This window comes from Pseudomonas endophytica, from assembly GCF_001411475.1.
Taxonomy (GTDB): Bacteria; Pseudomonadota; Gammaproteobacteria; order Pseudomonadales; family Pseudomonadaceae; genus Aquipseudomonas; species Aquipseudomonas endophytica.
Genome location: NZ_LLWH01000157.1, coordinates 19,563 through 44,908, shown reverse-complemented (window position 1 = coordinate 44,908; position 25,346 = coordinate 19,563). Strand labels below are relative to the sequence as shown.

Sequence of the window (25,346 nt, the reverse complement as noted above, 5' to 3'; positions counted from 1 at the left end):
CACCAGCTATGCGGGGCTGAGTGGTTTTGGCATGAGCGGTGATGCGTTTCACATGACCTCGCCGCCGGCGGATGGTGCAGGCGCTGCGCGTTGCATCACCAATGCCTTGCGCGACGCTCAAGTGAACGTCGATCAAGTTCAGTACATCAACGCCCACGGTACATCCACACCCGCAGGCGACTTGGCAGAAGTGCAGGCCATTAAGTCGGTGTTTGGCGATCACGCCTACAACTTGGCAGTAAGTTCGACCAAATCCATGACCGGTCATTTGCTGGGTGCGGCGGGCGCGGTTGAAGCGATCTTTAGCGTATTGGCCATCAACAGCCAAGTAGCGCCGCCGACCATCAACCTCGACGAGCCTGATGAAGGCTGCGACCTGGACTTTGTCGCGCACACTGCGCGCGAAATGCCTATCGACGTTGTGTTGTCCAACTCCTTTGGCTTTGGTGGCACCAACGGCTCGCTGGTATTCCGTCGGTACGCTGACTGATGCACAGCTGGGTCGACGGTCAGCCAGCGAGCGCCTTGGCGTCGCTTAAAGATCGTGGGCTGGCTTACGGCGATGGTCTGTTTGAGACCATCGCGGTCAGTGCTGGCCAACCCATGCTGCTGGACCTGCACATGCAGCGACTGGCGCAAGGGTGTTCGCGGTTAGCCATTGCTGCGGATCACTCTCTGATTCGCAGCGAAGTGCTGGCCTATGCGCAAGCGATGGGGGAGGGTGTTCTAAAACTCATCCTGACCCGTGGCGACAGCTTGCGCGGCTACAGTGCTTCTCCCGAGGCTCAGCCTCGACGAATTCTTCAAGCCAGCCCTGTTGCGGCTTACCCTGAACACTATGCCTCGCAAGGGGTTCAGTTGTTTAACTGCGCCACACGATTAGCTGAGCAGCCGCTACTGGCGGGCCTAAAGCACCTCAATCGTCTTGAGCAGGTGATAGCACGTTCCGAATGGCAAGACCCGACCTATGCCGAGGGTTTGATGCGCGATACTTCGGGGCGGGTGATTGAAGGCGTGTTCAGCAATCTGTTTTTAGTCTGTGACGGGATGCTGATGACTGCCGATCTGCAGCGTTGCGGAGTGGCCGGGGTGATGCGTTGCGCTTTGCTGGCGCAGGCTGAGCATTTGGCCATCCCTGTTCATATCACGGACATTAGCTTAGATCAGTTACAGCAGGCCGATGAGGTCTTCCTCTGCAACAGCGTTTATGGCATTTGGCCTGTGCGGGCGTTTACAGACCTAAGCTGGTCGGTAGGGCCACTCACCCGTAAACTGCAAGGCATTGCTCGCACCCTATTGGATGTTTGATTCATGAAACGTAAATTCTTGGTGCTGCTGGAGATGGGTCTGGTGCTGGCGGGCTTGGTGCTGGGCGCAAGCGCCTGGAAGCTCAATTCAGCGCTGGAACAACCACTGAACCTGACGCAAGAGCAACTCCTCGACGTACCGGCAGGCGCCACCCCAACCGGTACGTTTAACCGACTTGAAGCCGATAACACGCTGCACGATGCGTTTTGGTTGCGTCTGTATTGGCGTTTTAATCTGGCTGGCCAGCCTCTGCACAGCGGTGAGTACCGCATGACGCCCGGTATGACTGCACAAGACTTGATTGGTTTGTGGCAGCGAGGAGAGGTCGTGCAATACAGCTTGACTCTGGTGGAAGGCTGGAACTTCCGTCAGGTGCGTAGCGCTCTGGCCAAGCATGAAAAAATCGAGCAGACCCTTGATGGCTTGAGCGACAGTGAAGTCATGGCCAAGCTCGGGCACCCTGGGGAATTTCCCGAAGGCCGATTTTTTCCAGATACCTATCGCTTTGTTCGTGGCATGACGGATGCCCAGTTACTGGAAAAAGCCTACGATCGGCTGGAAAAAGTTTTGGCGCAAGAGTGGGCGCAGCGCGCGCCCGAAGTGACCTATGCCGATCCTTATAAAGCGTTGATCATGGCTTCCTTGATTGAAAAAGAAACCGGTGTGCCGCAAGAGCGCGGAGAAATTGCCGGGGTCTTTGTACGTCGCATGAAAATCGGGATGCCTCTGCAAACCGATCCGACGGTGATCTATGGTCTGGGTGAGCGTTACACCGGCAAGTTAACCCGTGCTCATTTGCGCGAACCTACGCCGTACAACACCTACACCATTCCTGGACTACCGCCGACACCGATTGCGATGGTCGGGCGAGAGGCGATTCATGCCGCTCTGCATCCAGTGTCGGGGAGTAGTCTGTACTTTGTCGCCAAGGGCGATGGTAGCCACACATTCTCCGATGATCTGGATGCGCACAACAATGCGGTGCGCGAGTACCAGATCAAACGCCGGGCTGATTACCGCTCGAGCCCTGCACCGACGCCCGCGGCAAACCCAGCCGCTGAGCCGGCAGCGGCTCCTGCGCAAGAGCCAGGCTCGCAATGACAACGATTAAGGATTGCTGCCTGTGACTGGCTTATTTATTACCTTGGAAGGCCCTGAAGGCGCGGGTAAGAGCACTAACCGCGAGTATCTAGCCGAGCGCTTACGCGCTGCGGGTATCAACGTTGTGCTGACCCGCGAACCTGGCGGTACACCGCTGGCCGAGCGGGTTCGCGAATTACTGTTGGCGCCCAGCGATGAAGCCATGTGCGCTGATACTGAGCTGCTGTTGGTGTTTGCGGCACGCGCTCAGCATTTGGCCCAAGTGATTCGCCCGGCCTTGGCCCGTGGAGCGGTGGTGTTATGTGACCGTTTTACCGATGCCACCTACGCCTATCAAGGCGGTGGTCGAGGCTTGTCCCAAGAGCGTATTGGCGCGTTAGAAACCTTTGTTCAAGGCGCATTGCGTCCAGACTTCACTTTGGTGTTTGACTTGCCGATCGAAGTCGGCATGGCCCGTGCAAGCGCTCGTGGTCGACTGGATCGCTTCGAGCAGGAGGGCCGTACGTTCTTTGATGCGGTGCGCAGCACTTACCTCAAGCGTGTCCAAGCGGCTCCCAAACGCTATAGGCTGGTTGATGCTGCGCAGTCGTTGGAAAATGTTCAGCGGCAACTGGATGCCTTGCTGCCCCAGTTAGTGGATGCGTACCGTGGCTGAAGCCTATCCGTGGCAGGACGGCCTATGGCAGCAGTTGGCGGGACGAGCGCAGCATGCGCACGCTTATCTGCTGCACGGCCCTGCGGGCATCGGCAAGCGGGCGTTGGCTGAGCGTCTAATGGCCAATTTGCTGTGCCAATCGCCAGTTGGGCTTGAGGCGTGTGGCCATTGCAAATCCTGCTTGTTACTGGCGGCTGGCAGTCATCCAGATAACTACATTCTTGAGCCCGAAGAAGCTGACAAACCCATTAAGGTCGATCAGGTGCGTGATCTGGTCAGCTTTGTGGTGCAAACCGCTCAGTTGGGCGGGCGCAAGGTGGTGTTGGTCGAGCCGGTTGAATCAATGAACATCAACGCGGCCAACGCCCTGCTCAAAAGCCTTGAGGAGCCGTCCGGCAATACTGTTTTATTGTTGGTTAGCCATCAATCTAGCCGTTTATTACCGACTATTCGCAGTCGCTGCGTCCAGCAAGCCTGCCCGCTGCCGAGTGAGGCCGTCAGCCAAGAGTGGCTGGCTAAAGCGCTACCCGATTGCAGTAGCGAGGAGCGGGTACAGTTGTTGACCTTGGCCGCCGGATCCCCGTTGGGCGCCGTTAAGTTGCAGGCACAGGGTGTGCGTGAGCAACGGGCGGCGGTTGTGGACGGCGTCAAAAAGTTGCTCAAGCGTGAAGCGTCGGCCACTCAGTTAGCCGAAGGGTGGAATGCCATACCGTTGCTGTTGTTGTTTGATTGGTTTTGCGATTGGTCGAGTCTGATTCTGCGTTATCAGTTAACCGAGGACGAAGCCGGCCTCGGATTAGAAGACATGCGCAAAGTCTTGCAATACCTGGCGCAGAAAGCCCCGCAGAGCAAGGTCTTAACTATTCAGGACTGGATTCTTGCGCAGCGACAAAAAGTGCTGAGCAAAGCCAACCTCAATCGTGTGTTGTTGCTAGAAGCATTGTTGGTGCAGTGGGCAAGTTTGCCCGGCCAGCGATGATTTGACGCAAATAGGCTCTATTAAAAAGTAGGCAGGTAATTTTTGTATGTTGGTTGACTCCCATTGCCACCTTGATCGTCTTGATCTAAGCGCCCACGACGGTTCACTGGATACAGCGCTTGAGGCTGCCCGCCAGCGTGGCGTCGGGCACTTTCTGTGCATTGGTGTGAGTGCTGACAACGCGGCGGACGTTAAAGCCCTGACCGAACGTTATGTCGATGTAGATTGCTCGGTGGGGGTTCATCCACTTGACGTTCAGCCTGGTGCCGCGCCTGCGCTGGACTGGCTGCTGAGCGAATTGAACCATCCGCAGGTGGTTGCGATTGGTGAAACAGGTCTGGACTATCACTACGAACCTGAAGCTGCCGAGCTGCAACAGCTGTCGTTCCGGGTTCACCTTGAGGCGGCTAAGCAGACTGGCAAACCCGTGGTTATCCACACCCGGGGTGCCCGGGCCGATACCTTGGCTCTGCTGCGAGAAGCGGCGTTGCCTCAAGCCGGTGTACTGCACTGCTTTACCGAAGACTGGAATATGGCCAAGGCTGCGCTGGACATGGGCTACTACATCTCGTTATCGGGGATAGTGACCTTTCGCAACGCTGATGCTTTGCGTGATGTAGCTAGCAAGGTCCCAGCCGATCGCTTACTGGTCGAGACTGACTCACCTTACCTGGCTCCGATTCCTTATCGCGGCAAGCCGAATCTGCCGCAGTACGTGCGTGAAGTGGCTGAGTTTTTGGCAATGTTGCGCGGTGAGTCCTACGAGCGTTTTGCCGAGCAGACCACGGAAAACTTCAAGCGCCTGTTCCCATTGGCCCGCGTTGCCGCCTAACCCTAGCGCTATAGATACCCACTCGACACAGGCCCGGTAGCAACGCTGGGCTGTAGGAGCTGCCGCAGGCTGCGATCTTTTGTTTTTAACGATCAAAAGATCGCAGCCTGCGGCAGCTCCTACCAAAAGCAGAAGCAACGCAGGCGACACAAAAAAGTGGCTTTTGATCTAAAAAAAACCCGGAATCTGGGGAGTCCGGGTTAAGACCATTAGGAGTAAAACAAAGGCACACATCCACTGCTGCCTCAAATGTCGGCCTGGCATTTGGGGGGGACGTCATGCCGACATGCTAAGTATTGGTCAGCTTGGCGCTACGTCCAGTGACGTATTGATCGTTTTTTAAACAGATTTGGAATACTAGCAATTCGTTTGAGTGCTCAATCTTTCGGTCTGACTTGAGCGGTAATCATCGAACTGTAGGATGGTCCGTGCAATTTAGCGTGACTAATGCATAATACTGCGCTTCTATTTTGACCCCTACAGACCTTTTCTTATGCACAAAGAACCCCGTAAGGTCCGTGAGTTTCGCCGCCGCGAGCAAGAAATTCTCGATACCGCGCTCAAGCTGTTCCTCGAACAAGGTGAAGACAGTGTCACCGTCGAGATGATTGCTGATGCCGTGGGTATTGGCAAAGGCACGATTTACAAGCACTTCAAGTCCAAGGCTGAGATCTATCTGCGGCTGATGCTCGACTATGAGCGAGACTTAAACGAGTTGCTGCACTCCGCCGATGTAGACAAAGACAAGGAAGCACTCTCACGTGCTTACTTTGAATTTCGCATGCGCGACCCACAGCGCTATCGACTGTTTGATCGCTTGGAAGAGAAGGTCGTTAAAGGCAATCAAGTGCCTGAGCTGGTTGAAGAGCTGCACGCTATTCGTGCGTCCAACTTTGAGCGACTGACGCTGCTGATTAAAGGTCGGATCAGTGAGGGCAAGCTGGAAGATGTGCCACCTTACTTCCACTATTGCGCGGCTTGGGCCTTGGTACACGGCGCAGTAGCGCTGTATCACTCGCCGTTTTGGAGCAATGTGCTGGAAGATCAGGAGGGATTCTTCCAGTTTCTGATGGACATTGGTGTACGCATGGGTAACAAGCGCAAACGAGATACGGACACGCCTGCTGTCGAGTAATTTCCTTGCATGGCAGATTGCCGTGCAGCCTATACTCAGGCTAGGTCGTCCAGAACTAGATAGGTTGTCGGGTTTTGGCGCGGCCTTTGTCCCCGTGCCGGAGTGATTCATGATTGTTGACCGCCAAGGCAGACGCTTTCGCAATTTGCGCATCAGTCTGACTTCAGCTTGTAATTACGCCTGCACTTATTGCGTGCCCAACGGTAAGCGGCTGGTCGCGGCGCAAGATGAGCTCTGCGCCGATGCCATGGTGCGCGGCGTCGCTTATATGATTGAGGCCGCCGGAATAGAGCGTTTGCGCATCACTGGCGGTGAGCCTCTGGTCAGCCCCAAACTTGACACCTTCATGCGTGAAGTCGGGCAGTTGGGCTTGAGTGATATCAGCCTGACCACCAACGGCCAACTGCTGGCCCGTAAACTGCCGTTGTTACTCGATGCGGGCATCCGCAGGCTTAACGTTTCCCTAGATACCCTCGACCCCACGGCATTTCGCAGCATTGCCCGTGGCGGCGATTTGCCGACGGTGCTTGATGGCATGCGGCAAGCCAGTGCCGCAGGCATAAAAATCAAGGTCAATATGGTACCTCTGCGCGGGCAAAACTTTGATCAAGTGATGCCCTTGCTGGATTACTGCCTTGAACAAGGCTACGAGCTGCGCTTTATCGAACTGATGCGCATGGGGCACTTGGCCAGTGACGGGAATAGTTTTTTGCAGCAGTTCGTCAGCCTGCAGCAGCTGTTGTCGTTGATAGGCGAGCGCTACGAATACCTGCAAGCCGATGCCCCGATTGACGCTACGGCAGTGCGCTATCACATCCCGAATCACGGTTATTTTGGCGTTATTGCCAATGAAAGCGTGCCTTTTTGTCGAACGTGCTCGCGCTTACGCTTGTCATCGACCGGCTGGCTGCATGGGTGTTTGTCATCCAGCAATCGTCACTATATCGGCGACTTGCTGAACAAGCCGCGTCACGAAGCCTTGCCTGCCTTGCAAGGGCTGCTCATGAAGGCGTTAGGCGACAAGCAAGACATCGCCTTCTCGGGTGGTGCGACCGTGATGAAAATCATCGGCGGTTAGCCCCTGCAGCAATCAGATTGGCGCGCAAACTGCATTACGTGACTATTCGCCGGTTTTTTGTCACCGGCCACCGGGGGAATAGGATGCGTAGTCTGTTTGTGGGGCTGATGGTGTTGGCGCTCAGCGGTTGTATGACGGTCAGCGACATGGGCGAGGGCGTTCGCTATCAGATGAGCGACGCTGGTTTGCTCGATCACAGCAATACCCGACGCAGCAACTCGCTGCGCATTCAGCCAGACTCCTTCATTTACATCGCTCAAGGCCCCTTTGCGCCCATCGGTGATCCGTATGCGCGACCCAATATCGTGGCCGAAGAGGCGTTTAACGGTTTTGTTGAGTACTTCCCCATGGTGCGCCGGGCCAAGGCGCCGCTGGGGCTTGATCAGGCAATGGCCGAAGCCCGTGGTTTTGGTGCGCATTACTTGCTGTACACGCGCTTTGCTCGGGCCGACGACCGCATCGGCAACAGCGACGAGTGGCTCGATCAAGAGGAAATAAGCCGACTAGGTATCGACAGCGGCGTGATTCAGCTCATGCTGATCGAAACCAGTACTCAGTACCTGATCGATACCGCAACCATCCGCAGTCGTGGTGGTTTGCTGACTCTGCATGACAACAAGCCCGAAAACCTAATTGGCCCGCCGCTGGCTAAGTACGCGCGCAGCTTGATAGGCTTGAGCGATCAATAAGTCGAGGAGAGCAGCATGAGTGAGCCGCTAGACGTCAGTAACCTGTTGGCGCAAATCCCCAAAGCCGACAAGGGGCTGCCTCCTGTTCATTTGTGGGACACGGCTTTTTGTGGGGATATCGACATGCGTATCGCTCGTGATGGTACGTGGTACTACATGGGCACGCCCATTGGTCGTAAGCCAATGGTCAAGCTCTTCTCGACCATTATTCGTCGTGATGGTGATGACTACTTTTTGATCACACCCGTGGAAAAAGTTGGCATCAAAGTCGATGACGCGCCGTTTGTGGCGGTCACTTTAGAGGTTGACGGGCAGGGCGAGCAGCAAGTCTTGCGTTTCACCACCAATGTGGACGAGCAGATCACCGCAAGCAGCGAACACCCGTTGCGTGTCGAGATCGCCCCTGACACCCAAGAGCCTGCGCCTTACCTGCTGGTGCGGCGCAACCTGGAAGCCTTGATCCATCGCAACGTGTTCTACCAACTGATCGAACTGGCCGTATCACGAACTATCGACGGCCAGCAGTGGCTGGGCGTGTGGAGCAGCGGCGAATTCTTCATCATCGGCCCAGAGCCGGACTAACCCCAATCACACCTCACTTGTCATTTGATCGTTAAAACATAAGATCGCAGCCCTGTAGGAGCTGCCGCAGGCTGCGATCTTTTGATCGTTGAATGCTCGCGCCCACAGAATTTTGCGCACTCATAAATCCCACTATATGGGAGAGATATTTATATATTGAGATTTTATCCCGCTCAGGTTTATAGTCGCCCGCATTGACTCACAGCATTCACTGCTAAAAACAAAACAGGTGAAGCGATGCAGGCGCAATTGATCGCGCTCGATTGGGGGACCACCTCCCTTCGTGCTTACTTACTCGGTCCCGCAGGGCAGGTGCAGCAAATGCGCTCGCTGGCATGCGGGATCATGCAGTTGCCCAGCACAGCTCGGCAGATTGCAGACCAACTGTGCGTAGATGGCTTTGAGCTGGCGTTTGATGAAGCGTGTGGCGACTGGCTGGATGCCAACCCCGGCATTCCAGTCATTGCCTGTGGCATGGTCGGCAGCGCCCAGGGCTGGTGCGAAGCCCCTTACCGTGACACTCCGGCCAGCCTCGCGGCGCTGGGCACCGCGCTGCAAGTGGTGCAGAGCGTGCGCGGGGTTCAAGTGCACATCGTGCCGGGGGTGATTCAACGCTCAACGTTGCCCAACGTGATGCGCGGCGAAGAAACCCAAGTGTTGGGTGTGATGCAAAGCCATCCGCATCTCAATGATTGCCTGATCGGCCTACCCGGTAGCCACTCCAAATGGGTACAGGTGCAGGACGGCTGCCTGATGCATTTTGATACCTTCATGACCGGCGAGCTGTATGCCGCCGTCTGTGAGCACACCATCTTGGGCCGAACCCAGCAGCACTCCGAGCAGTTTGATGGCTTGGCGTTCGAGCGCGGCGTCCGCGTCGCGTTGTCACCAGACGGCCAACTTGGACCGCTGTCGACCCTATTCAGCGCCCGAACCTTGGGCCTGACCGGGCAACTCACGCCCGTGCAACAACCTGATTATGTGTCTGGCCTATTGATCGGCCATGAACTGTCTTCTTTAGGCCGCGCGCTGCGTCAGCGCCGAGGCGACCAGCCGTTGCCCGCGATCATTTTGATTGGCAATTCGCAACTCTGTGAGCGTTACCAGCGAGCGCTTCAGGTATGTGGCTTCGCCGACGTGAGCCTGGCAGGGCAGGCCACCGAACAGGGTTTATGGCACCTGGCCCAAGCCGCCGGGTTACTCCACCACACGCAACCGGAGGGCTGAGATGCTCAAGCAAGCACTGGCAAAGAACGGATTGATCGCGATTCTTCGTGGTCTGCTTCCGCAAGAAGCGCAGGCCATTGGCAAGGTGCTGTACGACGCGGGTTTTCGGACCCTCGAAGTACCGCTCAATTCCCCGCAACCCTACGACAGCATTCGTATTTTGCGCGACTCATTGCCGGCTGATTGTCTGGTCGGTGCAGGTACCGTGCTAACTCCTGAGCACGTGCAGCAGGTCAAAGCTGCGGGTGGGCAGGTGATTGTCATGCCTCACAGCGATGCAAACGTTTTGCGTGCAGCGAAGGCGGCGGGCTTGTACCTCGCGCCGGGTGTCGCCACGCCAAATGAAGCCTTTGCTGCACTGGCACAAGGGGCTGATGTGCTGAAAATGTTCCCCGCTGAGCAAATGGGGCCGGCGGTGGTCAAGGCTTGGCTGGCCGTGTTGCCAGCAGGCACCTTATTAATCCCGGTCGGCGGGATTACCCCGGACAACATGCAGGTCTTTCTTGACGCAGGCGTGTCCGGTTTTGGTTTGGGTTCGGGGCTGTTCAAGCCCGGTATGAGCCCTGAAGACGTGTCAGTTCGCGCCAAGGCTTATATGAACGCTTGGAATGCACGGCGTCAGGCTGACTGATTGGCGCTTGCGCCTCCATCGAACAAGAGAGACAACACGATGAAAATTACCAAACTCACCACGTACCTTGTCCCACCGCGTTGGTTGTTCCTGAAAGTTGAAACCGATGAAGGCGTGACTGGCTGGGGCGAGCCTGTGGTTGAAGGGCGGGCCCATACCGTGGCGGCGGCTGTAGATGAGCTGTCGGATTATCTGATCGGTAAAGACCCGCGCAATATCGAAGATATCTGGACGGTACTCTATCGCGGCGGCTTTTACCGTGGCGGAGCCGTACACATGAGCGCGCTGGCCGGTATCGACCAAGCGCTGTGGGACATCAAAGGCAAGGCGCTGGGCGTGTCGGTTAGTGATCTGCTGGGCGGGCAAGTGCGCGACAAAATTCGCGTGTACTCCTGGATTGGCGGTGACCGCCCGGCAGACACGGCCAAAGCGGCCAAAGAGGCGGTAAGCCGAGGCTTTACCGCAGTCAAAATGAACGGCACCGAAGAGCTGCAATTTGTCGACAGCTTTGAAAAAGTCGATCTGGCGCTGGCCAATGTGGCGGCCGTGCGTGATGCAGTCGGCCCGAATGTGGGCATCGGCGTCGACTTCCATGGCCGTGTACACAAGCCGATGGCCAAGGTCCTGATGAAAGAGTTGGACCCTTACAAGCTGATGTTCATCGAAGAACCCGTGCTCAGCGAAAACTATGAAGCGCTTAAAGAGCTGGCGCCGTTGACCAGTACCCCGATTGCTCTGGGTGAGCGATTGTTCTCGCGCTGGGACTTCAAACGGGTTCTCAGCGAAGGCTACGTTGACATCATCCAGCCGGATGCGTCTCACGCGGGCGGCATCACCGAAACCCGCAAAATCGCCAGCATGGCCGAAGCCTATGACGTGGCGCTGGCCTTGCACTGTCCACTAGGGCCGATTGCACTGGCTGCGTGCTTGCAACTGGACGCGGTTTGCTACAACGCCTTCATCCAAGAGCAAAGCTTGGGTATTCACTACAACGAAAGCAACGACCTGCTGGATTACATCAAGGATCCGGCGGTGTTCGATTACGACAAGGGTTTTGTCAAAATCCCTAACGGCCCGGGGCTGGGCATTGAGATCAACGAAGAGTACGTGCGTGAGCGCGCAATCGTTGGCCATCGCTGGCGCAACCCGATCTGGCGCCACGCCGACGGCAGCTTTGCCGAATGGTAATCAACGCGGCAATTTTTCTGTAGGAACGAGCGTGTTCGCGATCTTTTGACGACCAAAAGATCGCAGCCTCCGGCAGCTCCGAGATCAGTGTCGATATTGGCTCCCTAAAAGCGTCCTCAATAACCATAAAAAAGAGGCATGTCCTATGACTAGCACTGTCGCGTCTGCGCCCTTGGGGGCGCCCAGCCGCAAGCGTTTTTTCATCATGGTTCTGTTGTTTATCACCGTAGTGATCAACTACCTAGACCGCAGTAACCTGTCGATTGCCGCCCCCGCCCTGACCAGTGATTTAGGGATTGATCCCGTTCACGTCGGGCTGATTTTTTCGGCCTTCGGCTGGACCTACGCGGCCATGCAAATCCCTGGTGGTTGGTTAGTCGATCGCGTGCCTCCGCGTATTCTGTACAGCGTGGCGTTGTTGCTGTGGTCTGTGGCCACGGTGATGCTAGGTTTTGCCGCCAGCTTCATTGCACTGTTTGTGTTGCGCATGGCGGTCGGTGCGTTGGAAGCGCCTGCGTATCCGATTAACAGCCGCGTAGTCACCACCTGGTTTCCTGAGCGTGAGCGTGCGACGGCCATTGGTTTTTACACCTCTGGGCAATTTGTCGGGCTGGCGTTTTTGACCCCGGTGCTGGCGTGGTTGCAGCACCATTGGGGCTGGCACATGGTGTTTGTCTGCACCGGCGCGGTGGGTATTATTTGGGCCGGGATCTGGTACGCGGTGTATCGCGAGCCGCGTGACTTCAAAGGCGCTAACCAGGCCGAAATCGACCTGATCGTTGAAGGTGGCGGGTTGGTGGATATTCAGAGCCAGACGGCCAAGCGCAAGGCGCCGTTCAGTTGGCTGGACTTGGGTATCGTACTCAGCAAGCGCAAGCTGTGGGGGATCTACCTCGGGCAGTTTTGCTTGAACTCAACGCTGTGGTTCTTCCTCACGTGGTTCCCGACCTACTTGGTTAAATACCGCGGCATGGACTTTATTAAGTCCGGTCTGTTGGCGTCGTTGCCCTTTTTGGCGGCGTTTGTGGGCGTACTGTGTTCGGGGTTCTTTTCAGACTGGCTGATTCGTCGCGGCTACTCGGTGGGCTTTGCCCGCAAACTGCCGATCATTAGCGGGCTGCTGATTTCGACCTCAATCATTGGTGCCAACTTTGTTGAGTCGACGCCGCTGGTGATTGCGTTCTTGGCGTTGGCGTTCTTTGGCAACGGCTTGGCTTCGATTACCTGGTCGCTGGTTTCGACGTTGGCCCCGGCGCGGCTATTGGGCCTAACAGGCGGTGTATTCAACTTCATCGGTAACCTGTCTGCCATTGCGACGCCCATCGTGATTGGCTTTTTGGCCAGCGGTGACTCGTTTGCCCCGGCAATCACCTACATTTCGGTACTGGCGTTGCTGGGAGCGTTGTCTTACATCTTGCTGGTGGGCAAGGTTGAGCGAATCGAACTGTAGCCTCCGGTTAACCGGGCGACCATAATGCCGCCCGGTTCTCTCCCTTCTACGCAAAGGCTGGCTATGCAGGACGACGCTCCAAAAACTACCCCAACTGGCACCCAAACCCTACTGCGCGGGCTGGCTGTGGTTCAGGCTGTGGCTAACGGCGCACGTGACCTTAAAGACATCGCGCGTGCCATCGGCACCACACGCAGTACTACCCACCGGCTGGCCAGTTGCTTGGTGGATGAGCGTTATCTGCGGGTGTTACCGCAGGTGGGTTACTTGTTAGGGCCAAAACTGATCGAGTTAGGTTTTCAGGCGCGCGAAGAACTGCCGCTGGTGACGCTGGCCGGGCCGTATCTGGACCAATTGTCGGGTTTGACTGGCGATACCATTCACTTGGCCATTCGCGAAGGTGACGAAGTACTGTATCTGCATAAGAATCCGGGGCGTAACGGCCCGGAAATGCGCTCGCGGGTAGGTCATCGCATGCCCTTGGCGCGCACCGGGATCGGTAAAGCCATGTTGCTGGATGCGCCGCCGGGGGAGTGGCAGCGATTGTATGAAAAAAGCCATCCTGCGGGTGGTAAAAACCCGTTATGGCCGGATCATCAAGAAGTGACGTGGGCAGAGTTTGAAGAGCGCATGCGCCGCTACGTGGCGGGTGGTTATGCGTTTGACCTGGAGGACAACGAACCGTCGATCCGTTGTGTGGCCGCCCCAGTACGTGACGCCAGTGGCAAAATCGTCGCCGCTATCAGTATTGCCAGTACCGTGCCTTACATGTCACTGGAAAAAATGACCGGGTTAATCCCGGTCATTATCCACGCCGCGCAACACATATCGGCAGAGTTGGGCTACCGCTAATGCGCAGCTTTAGCCGACAAGCTTGAGGCTTACAGCTGCTTTCAAGCCTTCAACGTCTTCATGTCGATCACGAAGCGATATTTCACGTCGCCTTTAACCACACGTTCAAACGCTTCGTTGATGTTTTTGATGTCGAGCATTTCGATGTCACAGGTGATGCCGTTGGCAGCGCTGAAATCAAGCATTTCTTGGGTTTCTGCAATGCCGCCAATCAGCGAGCCAGCCAGTACGCGGCGCTTGAACACTAAGTTGAAGGCATCCAGAGCTGGGTCGACCGGTTCGATCAGACCAACCAAAATGTGTACACCGTCAAAACGCAGGGTCTGCAGGTAGGGGTTCAGGTCGTGTGGCACCGGAATCGTGTCGAGCAGAAAGTCGAAGCTCTCAGCTGCGGCCTTCATCTGCTCAGGGTCGGTAGAGACGATCACATGATCAGCCCCTTGCTTGTACGCCTCTTCTGCTTTGGCCGCCGAACGGGTGAACAAGGTGACTTCTGCGCCCATGGCTTTAGCGAACTTGATGCCCATGTGGCCCAAACCGCCCATGCCTAAAATGCCGACCTTATCGCCCGCTTCGACACCGTAATGCTGCAGCGGAGAGTAGGTGGTGATACCGGCGCACAGCAGAGGGGCTGCGCTGGCTGGGTCAAGATTTTCAGGGATGCGCACCACAAAATGCTCGCTGACCACGATGCTGTCCGAGTAGCCGCCCATGGTGTTGCTGCCATCAACGCGGTCAGGCGTGCAATAGGTCATGGTCGCGCCTTCCAGGCAGTATTGCTCAAGGTCCTCTTTACAGGCCGAGCACTCGCGGCACGAATCGACCATGCAGCCGACACCGACCAGATCGCCGACTTTGTGCTTGGTAACGTTCTCGCCGACGGCGGTTACTTTGCCGACGATTTCGTGGCCAGGCATGACTGGATAAACGGCAAAGCCCCACTCGTTACGTGCCTGATGGATGTCGGAGTGGCAAACGCCGCAGTACAAAACTTCGATGGCTACGTCGTCCGGGCGCGGCGCGCGGCGATTGAACTGCATCGGAGCCAGTGGCGCTGAAGATGTTTGAGCGGCATAGCCGATGGCGTTGTAGGTGACGTTAGACATCAGGAACCTCAAGTCGCGTTAACAGTGAACAGGGTGCAATTGTGCGCCCACTGACCTTGCAGGACTATGACGATTCCTCCGTCAGTTATGCCTATTCGTCCGAACTCATGGAGTATCTGTCGCTTTATAGGTCAGTTCTGCGAAGATGCGGCGTTCTATAACGGCTATGAAAAAATCGTCATGCTTTTGACCCGTCACCTCGATGAGAACGCCACGTTGGTGTCACTTATCAAGCCGCTGGCCACCCGCCTGGGCTTTGTTCCCACCTTGATGCCTGAAGTGCGCGTTGTGTCCGCCTGCAACATCGTGCCGCGGATGCCGCAGATCTATGAACCCAGCCTGATGGTGATCGCTCAAGGCAGCAAAGTGGCTTACCTTGGGCCGCGCAGCATGGAATACGGCGCTGGGCATTACTTGGTGCAAGCATTGTCGGTGCCTTTTGAGTGCGAAACCTTTGCCTCGCAAGACATCCCGCTGTTAGGCGTTGCGATCAGCATTGATCGGGCGATACTCGGTGAGTTAGTGCTGGCCATGGGCTTGGCCCCTGAACGCAGCGCTGCCCAGACCCCGGAGTCTATGACCTCGGCGGTGCTCAATGACGAAATGCGCCAAGCGGTCGAGCGCTTGTTGCGCTGCCTGCATGACCCGCTGGAGTGTCGGATCATGGGGCGAGCACGCTTGCGCGAAGTGTTATTCGCCGCGCTGCGTGGCCCGCAAGCCAATGTGTTGCGCGCATTAGTTGAGCAGCAAGGGCAGTTTGCTCGAGTGGCCGCTTCGCTGACGCATTTGCACGAACATTTTGCCGAGCCGCTGAATGTCGAGACGTTGGCGCGTTGCGCGAACATGAGCGCGTCTACGTTTCATGAGCATTTCAAGCGCAGCACCTTGCTGTCGCCTGTGCAATACCTCAAGCGCCTGCGCCTGTTGCGTGCACAACAACTGCTCTTAAGTGATGAGGGATTGGGCGTGGCGAAAGTAGCGGAGCGGGTCGGTTACCAAAGTACTTCGCAATTCAGCCGCGAGTACAAACGCTATTTTGAGCGCAGCCCAGGGCATGAAAGCTCGGTGTCTGTATAAGGGCTGCCGCAGGCTGCGATCTTTTGATCTTAAAAAGCGAAAGATCGCAGCCTGCGGCAGCTCCGGACTTACATATTCGGGTAAGTCGGGCCGCCAGCACCTTCTGGAGTTACCCACGTGATGTTCTGCGACGGATCTTTAATGTCGCACGTTTTGCAGTGAACGCAGTTCTGCGCGTTGATCTGGAAACGCTTCTCGCCGCTTTCCTGCGTAATCACTTCATACACGCCAGCCGGGCAGTAACGCTGGGCAGGCTCGTCGTAGAGCGGCAGGTTAACGTTGATCGGAATACTTGGGTCGCGCAGCTTGAGGTGGCACGGCTGCTCTTCTTCATGGTTGGTGCTAGACAAGAAGACCGAGCTGAGTTTGTCGAAGCTGAGTTTGCCGTCTGGTTTCGGGTAGTCGATTTTCTTGCAGTCTTTGGCCTGCTTGAGGCACGCGTAGTCGGGCTTGGTGTCGTGTAGAGTGAACGGCAGTTTACCGCCGAAGAGGTTCTGATCGACCCAGTTAAAGCCTGCACCCATGATCGGCCCGAACTTGTGCATCGCCGGGCCGAAGTTACGGCTGGCGAACAACTCATCGAACAACCAACTGGCTTTAAAGGCTTCAACGTAAGTGTTGAGCGCATCACCGCCTTCGGAGTCTGCGAGCAGTGAGTCTGCTACCGCCTCGGCAGCGAGCATGCCGGACTTCATGGCCGTGTGGCTGCCTTTGATTTTGGCCACGTTCATGGTGCCTAGATCGCAACCGATCAATGCGCCACCGTTGAAAACCATTTTCGGTAGCGAGTTCAGGCCGCCTTTGGCCAATGCTCGTGCGCCGTAACTGATGCGCTTGCCGCCTTCTAGATATTGCTTGAGGACCGGGTGATGCTTGAGGCGCTGGAACTCATCGAACGGCGACAGGAAGGTGTTGCTGTACGACAGGTCAACGATCAACCCGACCACTACTTGGTTATTTTCCAGGTGGTAGAGGAATGAGCCGCCGGTGTTTTCGCGGCTCATGATATCCAGCGGCCAGCCCGCGGTATGAACCACCAAGCCAGGCTGGTGCTTAGCCGGGTCAATTTCCCAAATTTCTTTCAGACCGATGCCGTAGTGCTGGCTGTCAGCTTCGCTGTCTAGCTTAAAGCGCTCGATCAGTTGTTTGCCCAAATGGCCGCGACAGCCTTCTGCAAACAAGGTGTACTTGCCGCGCAATTCCATGCCAGGGGTGTACAGACCTTCTTTCGGGTTGCCTTCGCGGTCAACGCCCAGATCACCGGTGATAATTCCGCGAACCACGTTGTTTTCGTCGAACAGTACTTCTTGAGCAGCAAAACCTGGATAGATTTCTACGCCCAAGTTTTCTGCCTGCTGTGCCAGCCAGCGGCATAGGTTGCCCAAGGAAATAATGTAATTGCCTTCGTTGTGCATGGTTTTGGGCACAAAAAAGTCAGGTACTTTTGTCGCATCGCTGTCACTACGCAGTACATAAATGTCATCGCGGGTGACCGGTGTGTTCAGCGGTGCGCCGAGCTCTTTCCAATCTGGGAATAACTCATTTAGGGCGCGGGGTTCAAATACCGCACCAGACAGAATGTGAGCGCCGACTTCGGAGCCTTTTTCAACCACGCAGACGCTAATTTCTTTACCGGCTTCGGCGGCCTTCTGCTTCAAACGGCAGGCGGCGGACAAACCGGCAGGGCCGGCGCCGACGATGACCACGTCGAATTCCATGTATTCGCGTTCCACAGGCTATCTCCTACTCAAGGCTCAACGGTATTTTTCTAATTGGAGGTTTGGCGTTTCATCCATTATCCCCTCGGCTTAAAACCAAAGATGCAATGGATGAGGCGCCGCTCTCTCTATGGGCGGGCATTATATCTACACCACTAGCAGCGTCCAATACAAACGTTTGTTTGAAATCGCTGTAAGCCAGACAAATCAACAGCACACGGCTTTAAAGTGGCCGATTTGCTGTATTGACCGCAATAGGTGTTCCGGTCAAGATACGGGCGGTTTTGCGCTCGCCGTAGGCTGATTGTTGGTTTCAAGAGCACCTCTAAAGACATGGCGTAGGCACAAGCCTGTAGGAGGCTGCCATTTTTTGGGCGAAGTTTACACGTCCTTTCGATGTATGACTTGGTAGTCACATCCGATAGATGGTCGCAAGAGAAGGTTTTGGCACTCGTCATTCTTTCTATAAAGATGGGCACAGCAAAGATCTTTGGAGGTGCCCTTGTGCTGATGAACAACAACCGCCAGGTTCGCCTAGGCGACTTTCTTTTCACCGGAGAGTAACGAGGAATCCATGAAGGTTCTTGTAGCTGTCAAACGAGTGGTCGATTACAACGTTAAAGTACGCGTCAAAGCGGACAACTCCGGCGTTGACCTCGCCAACGTCAAGATGTCGATGAACCCCTTCTGCGAAATCGCTGTGGAAGAAGCCGTGCGCCTGAAAGAGAAAGGCGTTGCGACTGAAGTCGTCGTCGTCTCAATCGGCCCGACTACCGCTCAAGAGCAACTGCGCACTGCGCTGGCTCTGGGTGCTGATCGCGCCATCCTCGTCGAATCCGCCGAAGATCTGACCTCGCTGGCTGTGGCCAAGCTGCTTAAGGCTGTGGTTGACAAGGAACAGCCTCAGTTGGTGATCCTGGGTAAACAGGCTATCGACAGCGACAACAACCAAACTGGCCAAATGCTGGCTGCACTGACCGGTTACGGTCAGGGTACCTTCGCTTCTAAAGTTGAAGTGTCGGGCGACAAGGTTGCTGTGACCCGTGAAATTGACGGCGGCGCGCAAACTGTTTCGCTAAGCCTGCCAGCTATCGTCACCACCGACCTGCGTTTGAATGAGCCGCGCTACGCGTCTCTGCCAAACATCATGAAAGCCAAAAAGAAGCCGCTTGAAGTGCTGACGCCAGACGCGTTGGGCGTTTCGACAGCGTCGACCAACAAAACCGTAAAAGTTGAAGCACCGGCTGCACGCAGCGCGGGCATCAAGGTTAAGTCGGTGGCTGAACTGGTCGAGAAACTGAAAAACGAAGCGAAGGTAATCTAATCATGACTATCTTGGTAATCGCAGAACACGACGGCAAAGTACTGGCTCCGGCCACTCTGAACACCGTCGCCGCTGCCGCGAAAATCGGTGGCGATATCAACGTCCTCGTCGCTGGCCAAAGCATCGGCGCAGTGGCTGAAGCGGCTGCAAAAATCGCTGGCGTGGCTAAAGTGCTGGTGGCTGACAACGCCGCTTACGCGCATCAGTTGCCAGAAAATGTTGCGCCGCTGGTCGCAGCTCTTGGGCAAGACTACAGCCACATCTTGGCTGCCGCGACCTCCAACGGTAAAAACATCCTGCCGCGCGTTGCCGCCCAGTTGGACGTTGACCAGATCTCCGAGATCATCTCGGTGGTCAGCGCTGCCACGTTCACTCGCCCAATCTACGCCGGTAACGCCATCGCTACCGTGCAGTCGACTGCGCCGGTCAAAGTCATCACTGTGCGTGCTACCGGTTTCGACCCGGTGGCTGCTGAAGGTGGCTCGGCTGCCGTTGAAGCAGTAGCAGCTGTTCACGATGCAGGCACTTCGTCGTTCGTTGGCGAAGAGCTGGCCAAGTCGGATCGCCCTGAACTGACCGCTGCTAAAGTCGTCGTTTCTGGCGGTCGTGGCATGCAGAACGGTGACAACTTCAAACACCTGTACGCACTGGCTGACAAACTGGGCGCCGCTGTGGGTGCTTCGCGCGCTGCCGTTGACGCTGGTTTCGTACCGAACGATATGCAGGTCGGTCAGACCGGTAAAATCGTTGCGCCACAGCTGTACATCGCCGTCGGCATTTCCGGCGCGATCCAGCACTTGGCCGGGATGAAAGACTCTAAAGTGATCGTTGCGATCAACAAGGACGAAGAAGCGCCGATCTTCCAGGTAGCCGATTACGGTCTGGTTGCGGACTTGTTCGAAGCAGTACCTGAGCTGGAGAAACTGGTTTAATCCAGTCGCTTCACTTATAAAGAGCCCGGTTGTCCGGGCTGTCTAGAAAAGCTGAGCACTCAATGCTCAGCTGTCTCTTAACAGCCTGAACGACCGGGTTTTTTATGCGTTTGAATAATGTGATCGGAGCGTAGAAATATGGATGTGCGACAGGCAGGCAGGTTGTTATTGGGCTTGGCATTGGCCCCTTTGCTGTCCCAAGCAGCGGGCAAGTGCGAGCGCCTGATCGTAACCGGTAGCCCCGACGCGCCGCCTTATTTGTGGCGTGATCCCGCCGATCCAACGCACCTGATCGGTGCCAGCGCCGATCTATTGCAACAGGCCGCCCAAGAGCTTGGGATCAAGGTGCAAGTGCTATACGCCGGGAAGCGCTCCCAGGCTCAGGATGAAGTGCGTACCGGGCGCATGGATATGTTGTTGGACGCACCGCTGACGTTGGCGGGGTTAAACGCCCTGGACTACATTCACCCACCACTGGTGCGTAATGACTATTTGGTGTGGACGCGCAAAGACTCGTCCTTGATCTACGAAACCCCAGCCGATTTACATGGGTATAAGGGAGCGCTCTCGCAGAAGGCGCGGTTGACGGAACCCTTTGAGGATTTTGCTAAGCGTCAGCTAACCCTCATGCCTCAACCCAGTCTGACGCAGGCGTTCCAAAAGTTACTGTTGGGCCAAGTGGATTACGTAGTTGCCGGGCGGTACGCCGGTATGGCGACGGCTCAAACCTTGGGCATTGCTGAAGACTTGCTGGCCCATTCGCAGCCGATTGACCAGCCGGGGCTGTTTTTAGCGATCTCCCATGACTCGGCCTGCAATGAGCCGTGGTTGCGCGGACAGCTCGCCAAAAAGATGACAGAATTGCCCGCCTCCGGCCAGGCCGAAGCCGCCTTGCAACGTAATCTGGAGCGGTGGAAATCGCAATTGCAGCAACCGCTAAGCGCCCCAAAACAGTAGGAATTTTTAGTGACGATTCGACCTTTTATCGCAGCCTTGGCTGTTCTGGCTTTGGCGGGTTGTGCGAACGACCCAGCACCGAATCAACAAATACGCTTGACCGAGCAAGCCGTGGAGCAAGCCAAAGCTGTCGGCGCGACGGCCGATGATGTACCTGAACTCCAACAGGCCGAAGACAAACTGACCCACGCCCGTGCCGATATGGCTGAACAGTCCTACAAAGACGCACGCATTCAAGCAGAGCAGGCTGAGCTTGACGCTCGCTTGGCTGAGGCGCGGGTTCTAACGCAAAAAAGCCAGGAACAATTGAACGTGCTCAACACCCGGATTACCCGCTTGCACAAACAACTGGCGCAGGCCCAATGAGCGTTAAGTCCGTGGTTTTCAGCAGTGCAGTGGTGTTAAGTGGTATCAGCTTGACCGGTTGTGCCGGGCACCACGCCAATGATCGGGCGTTGCAAGAGGCCAATAGCGATTTCCAAGCGGTCAAAGAAGACAACAATGTGCTGCGTATTGCGCCTAAAGACGTGATTCGTGCCGGTGAATCGCTGGCGCGAGCCGATCGGTTGTCCAGCTATTGGGGCAGTGGTGATGATGTCGCGCACTACGCTTACCTCAGCCAGCGCTATAGCGAAATTGCCCGTGAGCACACGCAAAAAGTGCTTAACGAAGAGCGTGCAGCCAAACTCGAACTCGAGCGTCAACGCTTGCAACTGGCATTGCGCGAAACCAAGTTGCTCAGTGTTCAGCAGCAGGGTAAATGGCTGGAAGAGCAAATCATCAGTCTGGCTACTACCCAAACTGACCGCGGGTTGGTCATCACCTTAGGTGATGTGTTGTTCGATACCGGCGCGGCTGATTTGAAAAATTCGGCTAACCGCACGGCCCTCAAGCTGGTGCAGTTTCTGCAACTCAACCCCAAGCGAATCGTGCGTATTGAGGGCTACACCGACAACACCGGCGTCTCTGACGATAATCTCACCCTGTCGTTGGCGCGGGCTCAGTCCGTTGCGGATGTTTTGATTGATTTAGGTATCGACGAGAAGCGCGTCCAAGTCGCCGGTTATGGCGAGCAATACCCTGTGGATGTGAACGCCACCGAGCGTGGGCGAGCGCAGAATCGCAGGGTCGAAATCGTCTTTTCCGACGAGAAAGGCCAGTTGGGCGCCGCTCGTTAAGCGCATTAACGACGACACAGTAGGAGCTGCCGCAGGCTGCGATCTTTTGATCTTTAAACGGAAAAAGATCGCAGCCTGCGGCAGCTCCTTGCGCGTTTGTGACGACCATAACCATACAGTTGAGCTCCCCTGCGCCCTGTACGGCCCAGAAGAGTGGCAACTGTGCCCGTACACTTCTAAACTGTTCCGGTATTGTTCGTGACACCTATGCTTCCAATAAAAAAAACGACTGAACATCGAGTCTCGCGCCATGACCAATCTTTTGCTTTATCAACGTATTGCTCAGCAACTGGCTGAGGATATTCGGCGTGGCGTCTATCAACCGGGCGAGCGTGTGCCCTCGGTGCGCAAGATGAGTTCACAACTCAATGTCAGCCACGCGACGGTGTTGCAGGCCTACGCCAATCTTGAAGATCAAGGCTTAATCCGGGCCCGGCCTCAGTCGGGCTATTACGTCCATCAGACCCCGGCCCTGACAGCCTCGACCCCTGACATCGCCCGTGTTGAGCGCCCAGGGCTGGTAACCCGCAGTAGTATTATTCAGCAAGTGTTGGTTGAGTCGCGTCGCGAAGGGGTTTTCCCGCTGGGCGCTGCGGTGCCGAGTGTCGACTATTTACCGGTACGCGCCCTGCATCAGCAATTGGCCAAAGTCACGCGCTTTCACAGCCCACGTGCTTTCAGCTACATGTTCAGCCCTGGTTTTGAGCCGTTGCGTCGTCAGGTTGCGATCCGTATGCGTGACGCGGGTGTGGTGGTCGATCCTTCGGAAGTCATCATTACCCACGGCTGTGTGGACGCTCTGCAAATGTCGCTGCGGGTACTGACCCGCCCTGGCGACTTGATTGCAGCCGAGTCGCCCACGTATTACGGCTTACTGCAATTGGCTGATCTGCTGGGCCTGAAAGTCATCGAGATCCCTAGCGATCCAGCCACCGGCATGAGCCTTGAAGCCTTACAACTGGCGGCTAATCAGTGGCCGATCAAGGCATTGGTCTTGACCACGCGCTTGAGTAATCCACTGGGGGGCACAATGCCTGAAGAGCGGCAAAAGCATTTGCTGCGTCTGGCTTCAGACTTTGACATTCAAATCGTTGAAGACGACATCTATGGCGAACTCATGTTTGAGGTGGGGCGCACCAAAGCCCTAAAAGCCTATGATCGTCTTGATCGCGTAGTGTACTGCTCGAGTTTTTCTAAAACCTTGTCACCTGGCGTACGAATCGGCTGGATGATCGCGGGTAAATATCAGCAAGAAATCCAGCGACTGCAAACTTTCACGACTCATTCGGCGTGCAGCGTGACGCAAATGGGGGTGGCGGCTTACCTTGAAAACGGTGGATACGACCGTCATTTACGGCATATCCGACAGGAATACCGTAAAAATTTGAGCGCATTCCAACTGGCGGTTCAGCAATTTTTTCCCGAAGGCACACAAATATCGCGCCCGAGCGGCGGGTTCATTTTGTGGGTCAGTTTGCCGGGTAGGGTTAATACCCAAGAGCTGCACGTGCGGGCTTTGCAGCAAGGTATCAGTATCGCCCCCGGGCTTATTTTCAGTAATACCGAGCAGTTTAATCACTGCATTCGACTCAACTGTGGCACGCCTTGGAACAAAGAGGCTGAGCGGGCGCTGATGACGCTGGGCATGCTTGCCAGTCAACTGTGCCAAGAAACAGCAAGCCTGTATTAAGAGGGTAAGGGCTGTGTGGTATGGCCATTTGGTTACATTAGACTTGTCTTGACGTGTCATACGCGCCAGCATGGGAGCCTAAACGATCAAGACCGTGGGAGTTATGAGAGCGACTTATTGTGTAGGGCTTATCTTGGCAGGTGTGCTGGCTGCGTTTAGCGCGCAGGGTGCGTTGGCGAGTCCGTCGGCATCCGAAACGACCACTGCTCAATCGACAGCCGGTAGTACGCCTGTCAAGTCTGCGGCACCTACGCAAAAAGCACCGGCTAAAAAGCCTGCCTCCAAGTTAAAAAAATCTCAGTCGGCGTCCAAAACGAAAAAGAAGCGTGTGCCGGAAACTGCGATTGACTTGAGCTTGCCACCTGAAATGGTCCGCCAACTGCGCCCCTTAGGGGCCGTCCCTATGCCTGTGCACAAACCGTTGCTGCCCAATATGTTTGCCGAAAAGCAGCCCGATGAGAGCCCTTTTCAATTGAACGGGCGTTTGCTAAGCAATGAGATGGGCCTGCAAATGCGTAACGAAGCGCGACAAAATGAAATCGAAGGCGCAGCGCTCGACTTTGAATTCAAACAATAAGTGCCTAATGACTGAAAACCGGCTTCTAAACTGACTGTTCAGTCACTTAGATTCTGCTGAACGGCCAATTTCAAACGCTCGTTCTAGCGAGTACTATCCCTTGTCATCAATGCACTTTGCCCCTACCGAGGAGCTCACGTCATGAATTGCCGTGAAGGCTGTGGCGCTTGTTGTATAGCACCCTCCATCAGTACACCGATCCCCGGCATGCCTAATGGCAAACCCGCAGGGGAACGCTGCTTACATCTATCTGTCGATTATTTATGTGGTTTGTTCGGCCAGCCAGAACGTCCCGCTGTGTGCGCATCGTTTAAGGCAGACATAGAGGTGTGCGGCAGCAATAGAGAAGAGGCTGTCAACCTGATCGGTTGGTGGGAGCAGATGACGGCGGCTTAGTGCATTCGTGTTCAGTGTACAAACCTTCAAAAATAAGGAATAAGACAATGGGTTCGTTACATCGAGTAGCAATGGCGTGTGGTTTGAGTGTTCTGCTAGTGGGCGTGGTCCATGCTGAAGATTGGAAAGTGGCCAAGAACGAAGACGGCATTAAAGTCTCTTTGAGTGAAGTCCCAGGCTCCGATTACAAGGCCTACCAAGGCGTGACTCTCATCAATGCGCCGCTGGCCAAAATCAAGGGTTTGCAAGAAGACGTTGCAGGCGCATGTTCTTGGATCCATGAGTGTAAAACCCAAAAGCTGCTCAAGCATGAGGGAGACAAGAGTTGGACCTACACTCAGTTCAATACGCCTTGGCCTGTGACCCCTCGCGACTCCATTCTTGAAGTGACGACGACCGTTGCGCCAGACGGTACGCTGACCCGCAACTTAAAAGGCGTCCCCACTTACATGCCTGAAGAAAAAGGCTTTGTGCGCGTCGCTCAGGTTGACGGTTTCTGGAAGCTGGTGCCTAAAGGCGACAACCTGACTGAGGTCACGTATCAGGTTCACACCGAGCCAGGCGGCAGCGTACCTGCAATGGTTGCCAACAAGTTTGTGGTAGATGCCCCGTTCAAGACCCTCAAAGCGCTTAAAGAGCGCGCAGAGAAGTAACTCACGGCCAGCAAGGCCGTTGGGCTGGTCC

The 25,346-nt window shown here is 55.8% G+C and carries 27 protein-coding genes; 25 read left to right on the top strand and 2 right to left on the bottom strand.

The genetic code is table 11. From position 1 onward, the window contains the following. The 15 genes from AQS70_RS10575 to AQS70_RS10505 all read left to right on the top strand — a co-directional run. The coding region (locus tag AQS70_RS10575) for a beta-ketoacyl-[acyl-carrier-protein] synthase family protein (RefSeq protein ID WP_479551602.1) at positions 1 to 490 on the top strand (490 nt) is incomplete at its 5' end. After that, positions 490 to 1,308, top strand: a complete 819-nt coding sequence (gene pabC, locus AQS70_RS10570) for an aminodeoxychorismate lyase (protein ID WP_055102728.1) — start codon at positions 490 to 492, stop codon at positions 1,306 to 1,308. The genes AQS70_RS10575 and pabC, both read left to right, overlap by 1 nt. A gap of 3 nt (positions 1,309 to 1,311) precedes the next feature. Beyond that, positions 1,312 to 2,409 (top strand): endolytic transglycosylase MltG, encoded by a 1,098-nt coding sequence (gene mltG / locus AQS70_RS10565; RefSeq protein ID WP_055102727.1) that lies wholly within the window; start codon positions 1,312 to 1,314, stop codon positions 2,407 to 2,409. A 22-nt stretch (positions 2,410 to 2,431) separates the two neighbouring features. Continuing rightward, positions 2,432 to 3,064, top strand: coding sequence for a dTMP kinase (gene tmk / locus AQS70_RS10560; RefSeq protein ID WP_055102726.1), 633 nt, complete (start codon positions 2,432 to 2,434; stop codon positions 3,062 to 3,064). Next, positions 3,057 to 4,043, top strand: coding sequence for a DNA polymerase III subunit delta' (locus AQS70_RS10555; RefSeq protein WP_055102730.1), 987 nt, complete (start codon positions 3,057 to 3,059; stop codon positions 4,041 to 4,043). Before tmk ends, AQS70_RS10555 begins: the two co-directional genes overlap by 8 nt. 46 nt (positions 4,044 to 4,089) lie before the next feature. Continuing rightward, positions 4,090 to 4,875 carry a TatD family hydrolase gene (locus tag AQS70_RS10550; RefSeq protein WP_055102725.1) on the top strand — a complete coding sequence of 262 codons (786 nt, stop codon included), beginning with the start codon at positions 4,090 to 4,092 and terminating at the stop codon, positions 4,873 to 4,875. Positions 4,876 to 5,368: 493 nt separating this feature from the next. Next, positions 5,369 to 6,010: a TetR/AcrR family transcriptional regulator gene (locus AQS70_RS10545; RefSeq protein WP_055102724.1), complete on the top strand. Its 642-nt coding sequence runs from the start codon at positions 5,369 to 5,371 to the stop codon at positions 6,008 to 6,010. A 109-nt stretch (positions 6,011 to 6,119) separates the two neighbouring features. Then, complete coding sequence (locus AQS70_RS10540) at positions 6,120 to 7,088, top strand: GTP 3',8-cyclase MoaA (RefSeq protein WP_055102723.1); 969 nt, start codon at positions 6,120 to 6,122, stop codon at positions 7,086 to 7,088. An 83-nt stretch (positions 7,089 to 7,171) separates the two neighbouring features. Beyond that, positions 7,172 to 7,777, top strand: coding sequence for a DUF4823 domain-containing protein (locus tag AQS70_RS10535; RefSeq protein ID WP_055102722.1), 606 nt, complete (start codon positions 7,172 to 7,174; stop codon positions 7,775 to 7,777). A gap of 15 nt (positions 7,778 to 7,792) precedes the next feature. Next, positions 7,793 to 8,359: a DUF1285 domain-containing protein gene (locus AQS70_RS10530; RefSeq protein ID WP_055102721.1), complete on the top strand. Its 567-nt coding sequence runs from the start codon at positions 7,793 to 7,795 to the stop codon at positions 8,357 to 8,359. A gap of 237 nt (positions 8,360 to 8,596) precedes the next feature. Continuing rightward, positions 8,597 to 9,586, top strand: a complete 990-nt coding sequence (locus AQS70_RS10525) for a 2-dehydro-3-deoxygalactonokinase (RefSeq protein WP_055102720.1) — start codon at positions 8,597 to 8,599, stop codon at positions 9,584 to 9,586. 1 nt (position 9,587) lies between these two features. Next, positions 9,588 to 10,217, top strand: coding sequence for a 2-dehydro-3-deoxy-6-phosphogalactonate aldolase (locus AQS70_RS10520; RefSeq protein ID WP_055102719.1), 630 nt, complete (start codon positions 9,588 to 9,590; stop codon positions 10,215 to 10,217). Between the two features lie 39 nt (positions 10,218 to 10,256). Then, positions 10,257 to 11,405 carry a galactonate dehydratase gene (dgoD, locus tag AQS70_RS10515; protein ID WP_055102718.1) on the top strand — a complete coding sequence of 383 codons (1,149 nt, stop codon included), beginning with the start codon at positions 10,257 to 10,259 and terminating at the stop codon, positions 11,403 to 11,405. Between the two features lie 145 nt (positions 11,406 to 11,550). Then, positions 11,551 to 12,855 carry an MFS transporter gene (locus AQS70_RS10510; RefSeq protein ID WP_055102717.1) on the top strand — a complete coding sequence of 435 codons (1,305 nt, stop codon included), beginning with the start codon at positions 11,551 to 11,553 and terminating at the stop codon, positions 12,853 to 12,855. Positions 12,856 to 12,918: 63 nt separating this feature from the next. Further along, complete coding sequence (locus AQS70_RS10505) at positions 12,919 to 13,707, top strand: IclR family transcriptional regulator (RefSeq protein WP_055102716.1); 789 nt, start codon at positions 12,919 to 12,921, stop codon at positions 13,705 to 13,707. A 41-nt stretch (positions 13,708 to 13,748) separates the two neighbouring features. Here the strand turns inward: AQS70_RS10505 and AQS70_RS10500 are convergent, their stop codons facing one another. Then, positions 13,749 to 14,813: an NAD(P)-dependent alcohol dehydrogenase gene (locus AQS70_RS10500; protein ID WP_055102715.1), complete on the bottom strand. Its 1,065-nt coding sequence runs from the start codon at positions 14,811 to 14,813 to the stop codon at positions 13,749 to 13,751. Positions 14,814 to 14,993: 180 nt separating this feature from the next. Here AQS70_RS10500 and AQS70_RS10495 point away from each other — a divergent pair, with 180 nt between their 5' ends. Further along, positions 14,994 to 15,890, top strand: coding sequence for an AraC family transcriptional regulator (locus AQS70_RS10495; protein ID WP_055102729.1), 897 nt, complete (start codon positions 14,994 to 14,996; stop codon positions 15,888 to 15,890). Between the two features lie 68 nt (positions 15,891 to 15,958). Here the strand turns inward: AQS70_RS10495 and AQS70_RS10490 are convergent, their stop codons facing one another. Beyond that, positions 15,959 to 17,623 (bottom strand): electron transfer flavoprotein-ubiquinone oxidoreductase, encoded by a 1,665-nt coding sequence (locus AQS70_RS10490; protein ID WP_055102714.1) that lies wholly within the window; start codon positions 17,621 to 17,623, stop codon positions 15,959 to 15,961. A gap of 559 nt (positions 17,624 to 18,182) precedes the next feature. Here AQS70_RS10490 and AQS70_RS10485 point away from each other — a divergent pair. The 9 genes from AQS70_RS10485 (at position 18,183) to AQS70_RS10450 (ending at position 25,315) form a co-directional block, all read left to right on the top strand. Continuing rightward, complete coding sequence (locus AQS70_RS10485; protein ID WP_055102713.1) at positions 18,183 to 18,932, top strand: electron transfer flavoprotein subunit beta/FixA family protein; 750 nt, start codon at positions 18,183 to 18,185, stop codon at positions 18,930 to 18,932. A gap of 2 nt (positions 18,933 to 18,934) precedes the next feature. Further along, positions 18,935 to 19,864: an electron transfer flavoprotein subunit alpha/FixB family protein gene (locus AQS70_RS10480; protein WP_055102712.1), complete on the top strand. Its 930-nt coding sequence runs from the start codon at positions 18,935 to 18,937 to the stop codon at positions 19,862 to 19,864. Between the two features lie 138 nt (positions 19,865 to 20,002). Next, entirely contained in the window at positions 20,003 to 20,821 is an 819-nt protein-coding gene (locus AQS70_RS10475; protein ID WP_055102711.1) for a substrate-binding periplasmic protein, read from the top strand. A 9-nt stretch (positions 20,822 to 20,830) separates the two neighbouring features. Further along, the gene (locus AQS70_RS10470) at positions 20,831 to 21,187 is read left to right on the top strand and encodes a DUF4398 domain-containing protein (RefSeq protein ID WP_055102710.1); all 357 of its coding nucleotides are present in this window, start codon (positions 20,831 to 20,833) and stop codon (positions 21,185 to 21,187) included. After that, a complete protein-coding gene (locus AQS70_RS10465; protein ID WP_055102709.1) occupies positions 21,184 to 21,999 on the top strand; it encodes an OmpA family protein in 816 nt (271 codons plus the stop codon). The genes AQS70_RS10470 and AQS70_RS10465 overlap by 4 nt, the downstream gene beginning before the upstream one ends. Before the next feature lie 250 nt (positions 22,000 to 22,249). Further along, complete coding sequence (locus tag AQS70_RS10460) at positions 22,250 to 23,689, top strand: aminotransferase-like domain-containing protein (RefSeq protein ID WP_055102708.1); 1,440 nt, start codon at positions 22,250 to 22,252, stop codon at positions 23,687 to 23,689. 103 nt (positions 23,690 to 23,792) lie between these two features. Further along, on the top strand, positions 23,793 to 24,266 hold the full coding sequence (locus AQS70_RS24305; protein ID WP_055102707.1) for a hypothetical protein: 474 nt from the start codon (positions 23,793 to 23,795) through the stop codon (positions 24,264 to 24,266). A 141-nt stretch (positions 24,267 to 24,407) separates the two neighbouring features. Next, on the top strand, positions 24,408 to 24,662 hold the full coding sequence (locus AQS70_RS23275; protein ID WP_082428081.1) for a YkgJ family cysteine cluster protein: 255 nt from the start codon (positions 24,408 to 24,410) through the stop codon (positions 24,660 to 24,662). 47 nt (positions 24,663 to 24,709) lie between these two features. Further along, positions 24,710 to 25,315 (top strand): START domain-containing protein, encoded by a 606-nt coding sequence (locus tag AQS70_RS10450; RefSeq protein WP_055102706.1) that lies wholly within the window; start codon positions 24,710 to 24,712, stop codon positions 25,313 to 25,315. Positions 25,316 to 25,346: the final 31 nt, after the last annotated feature.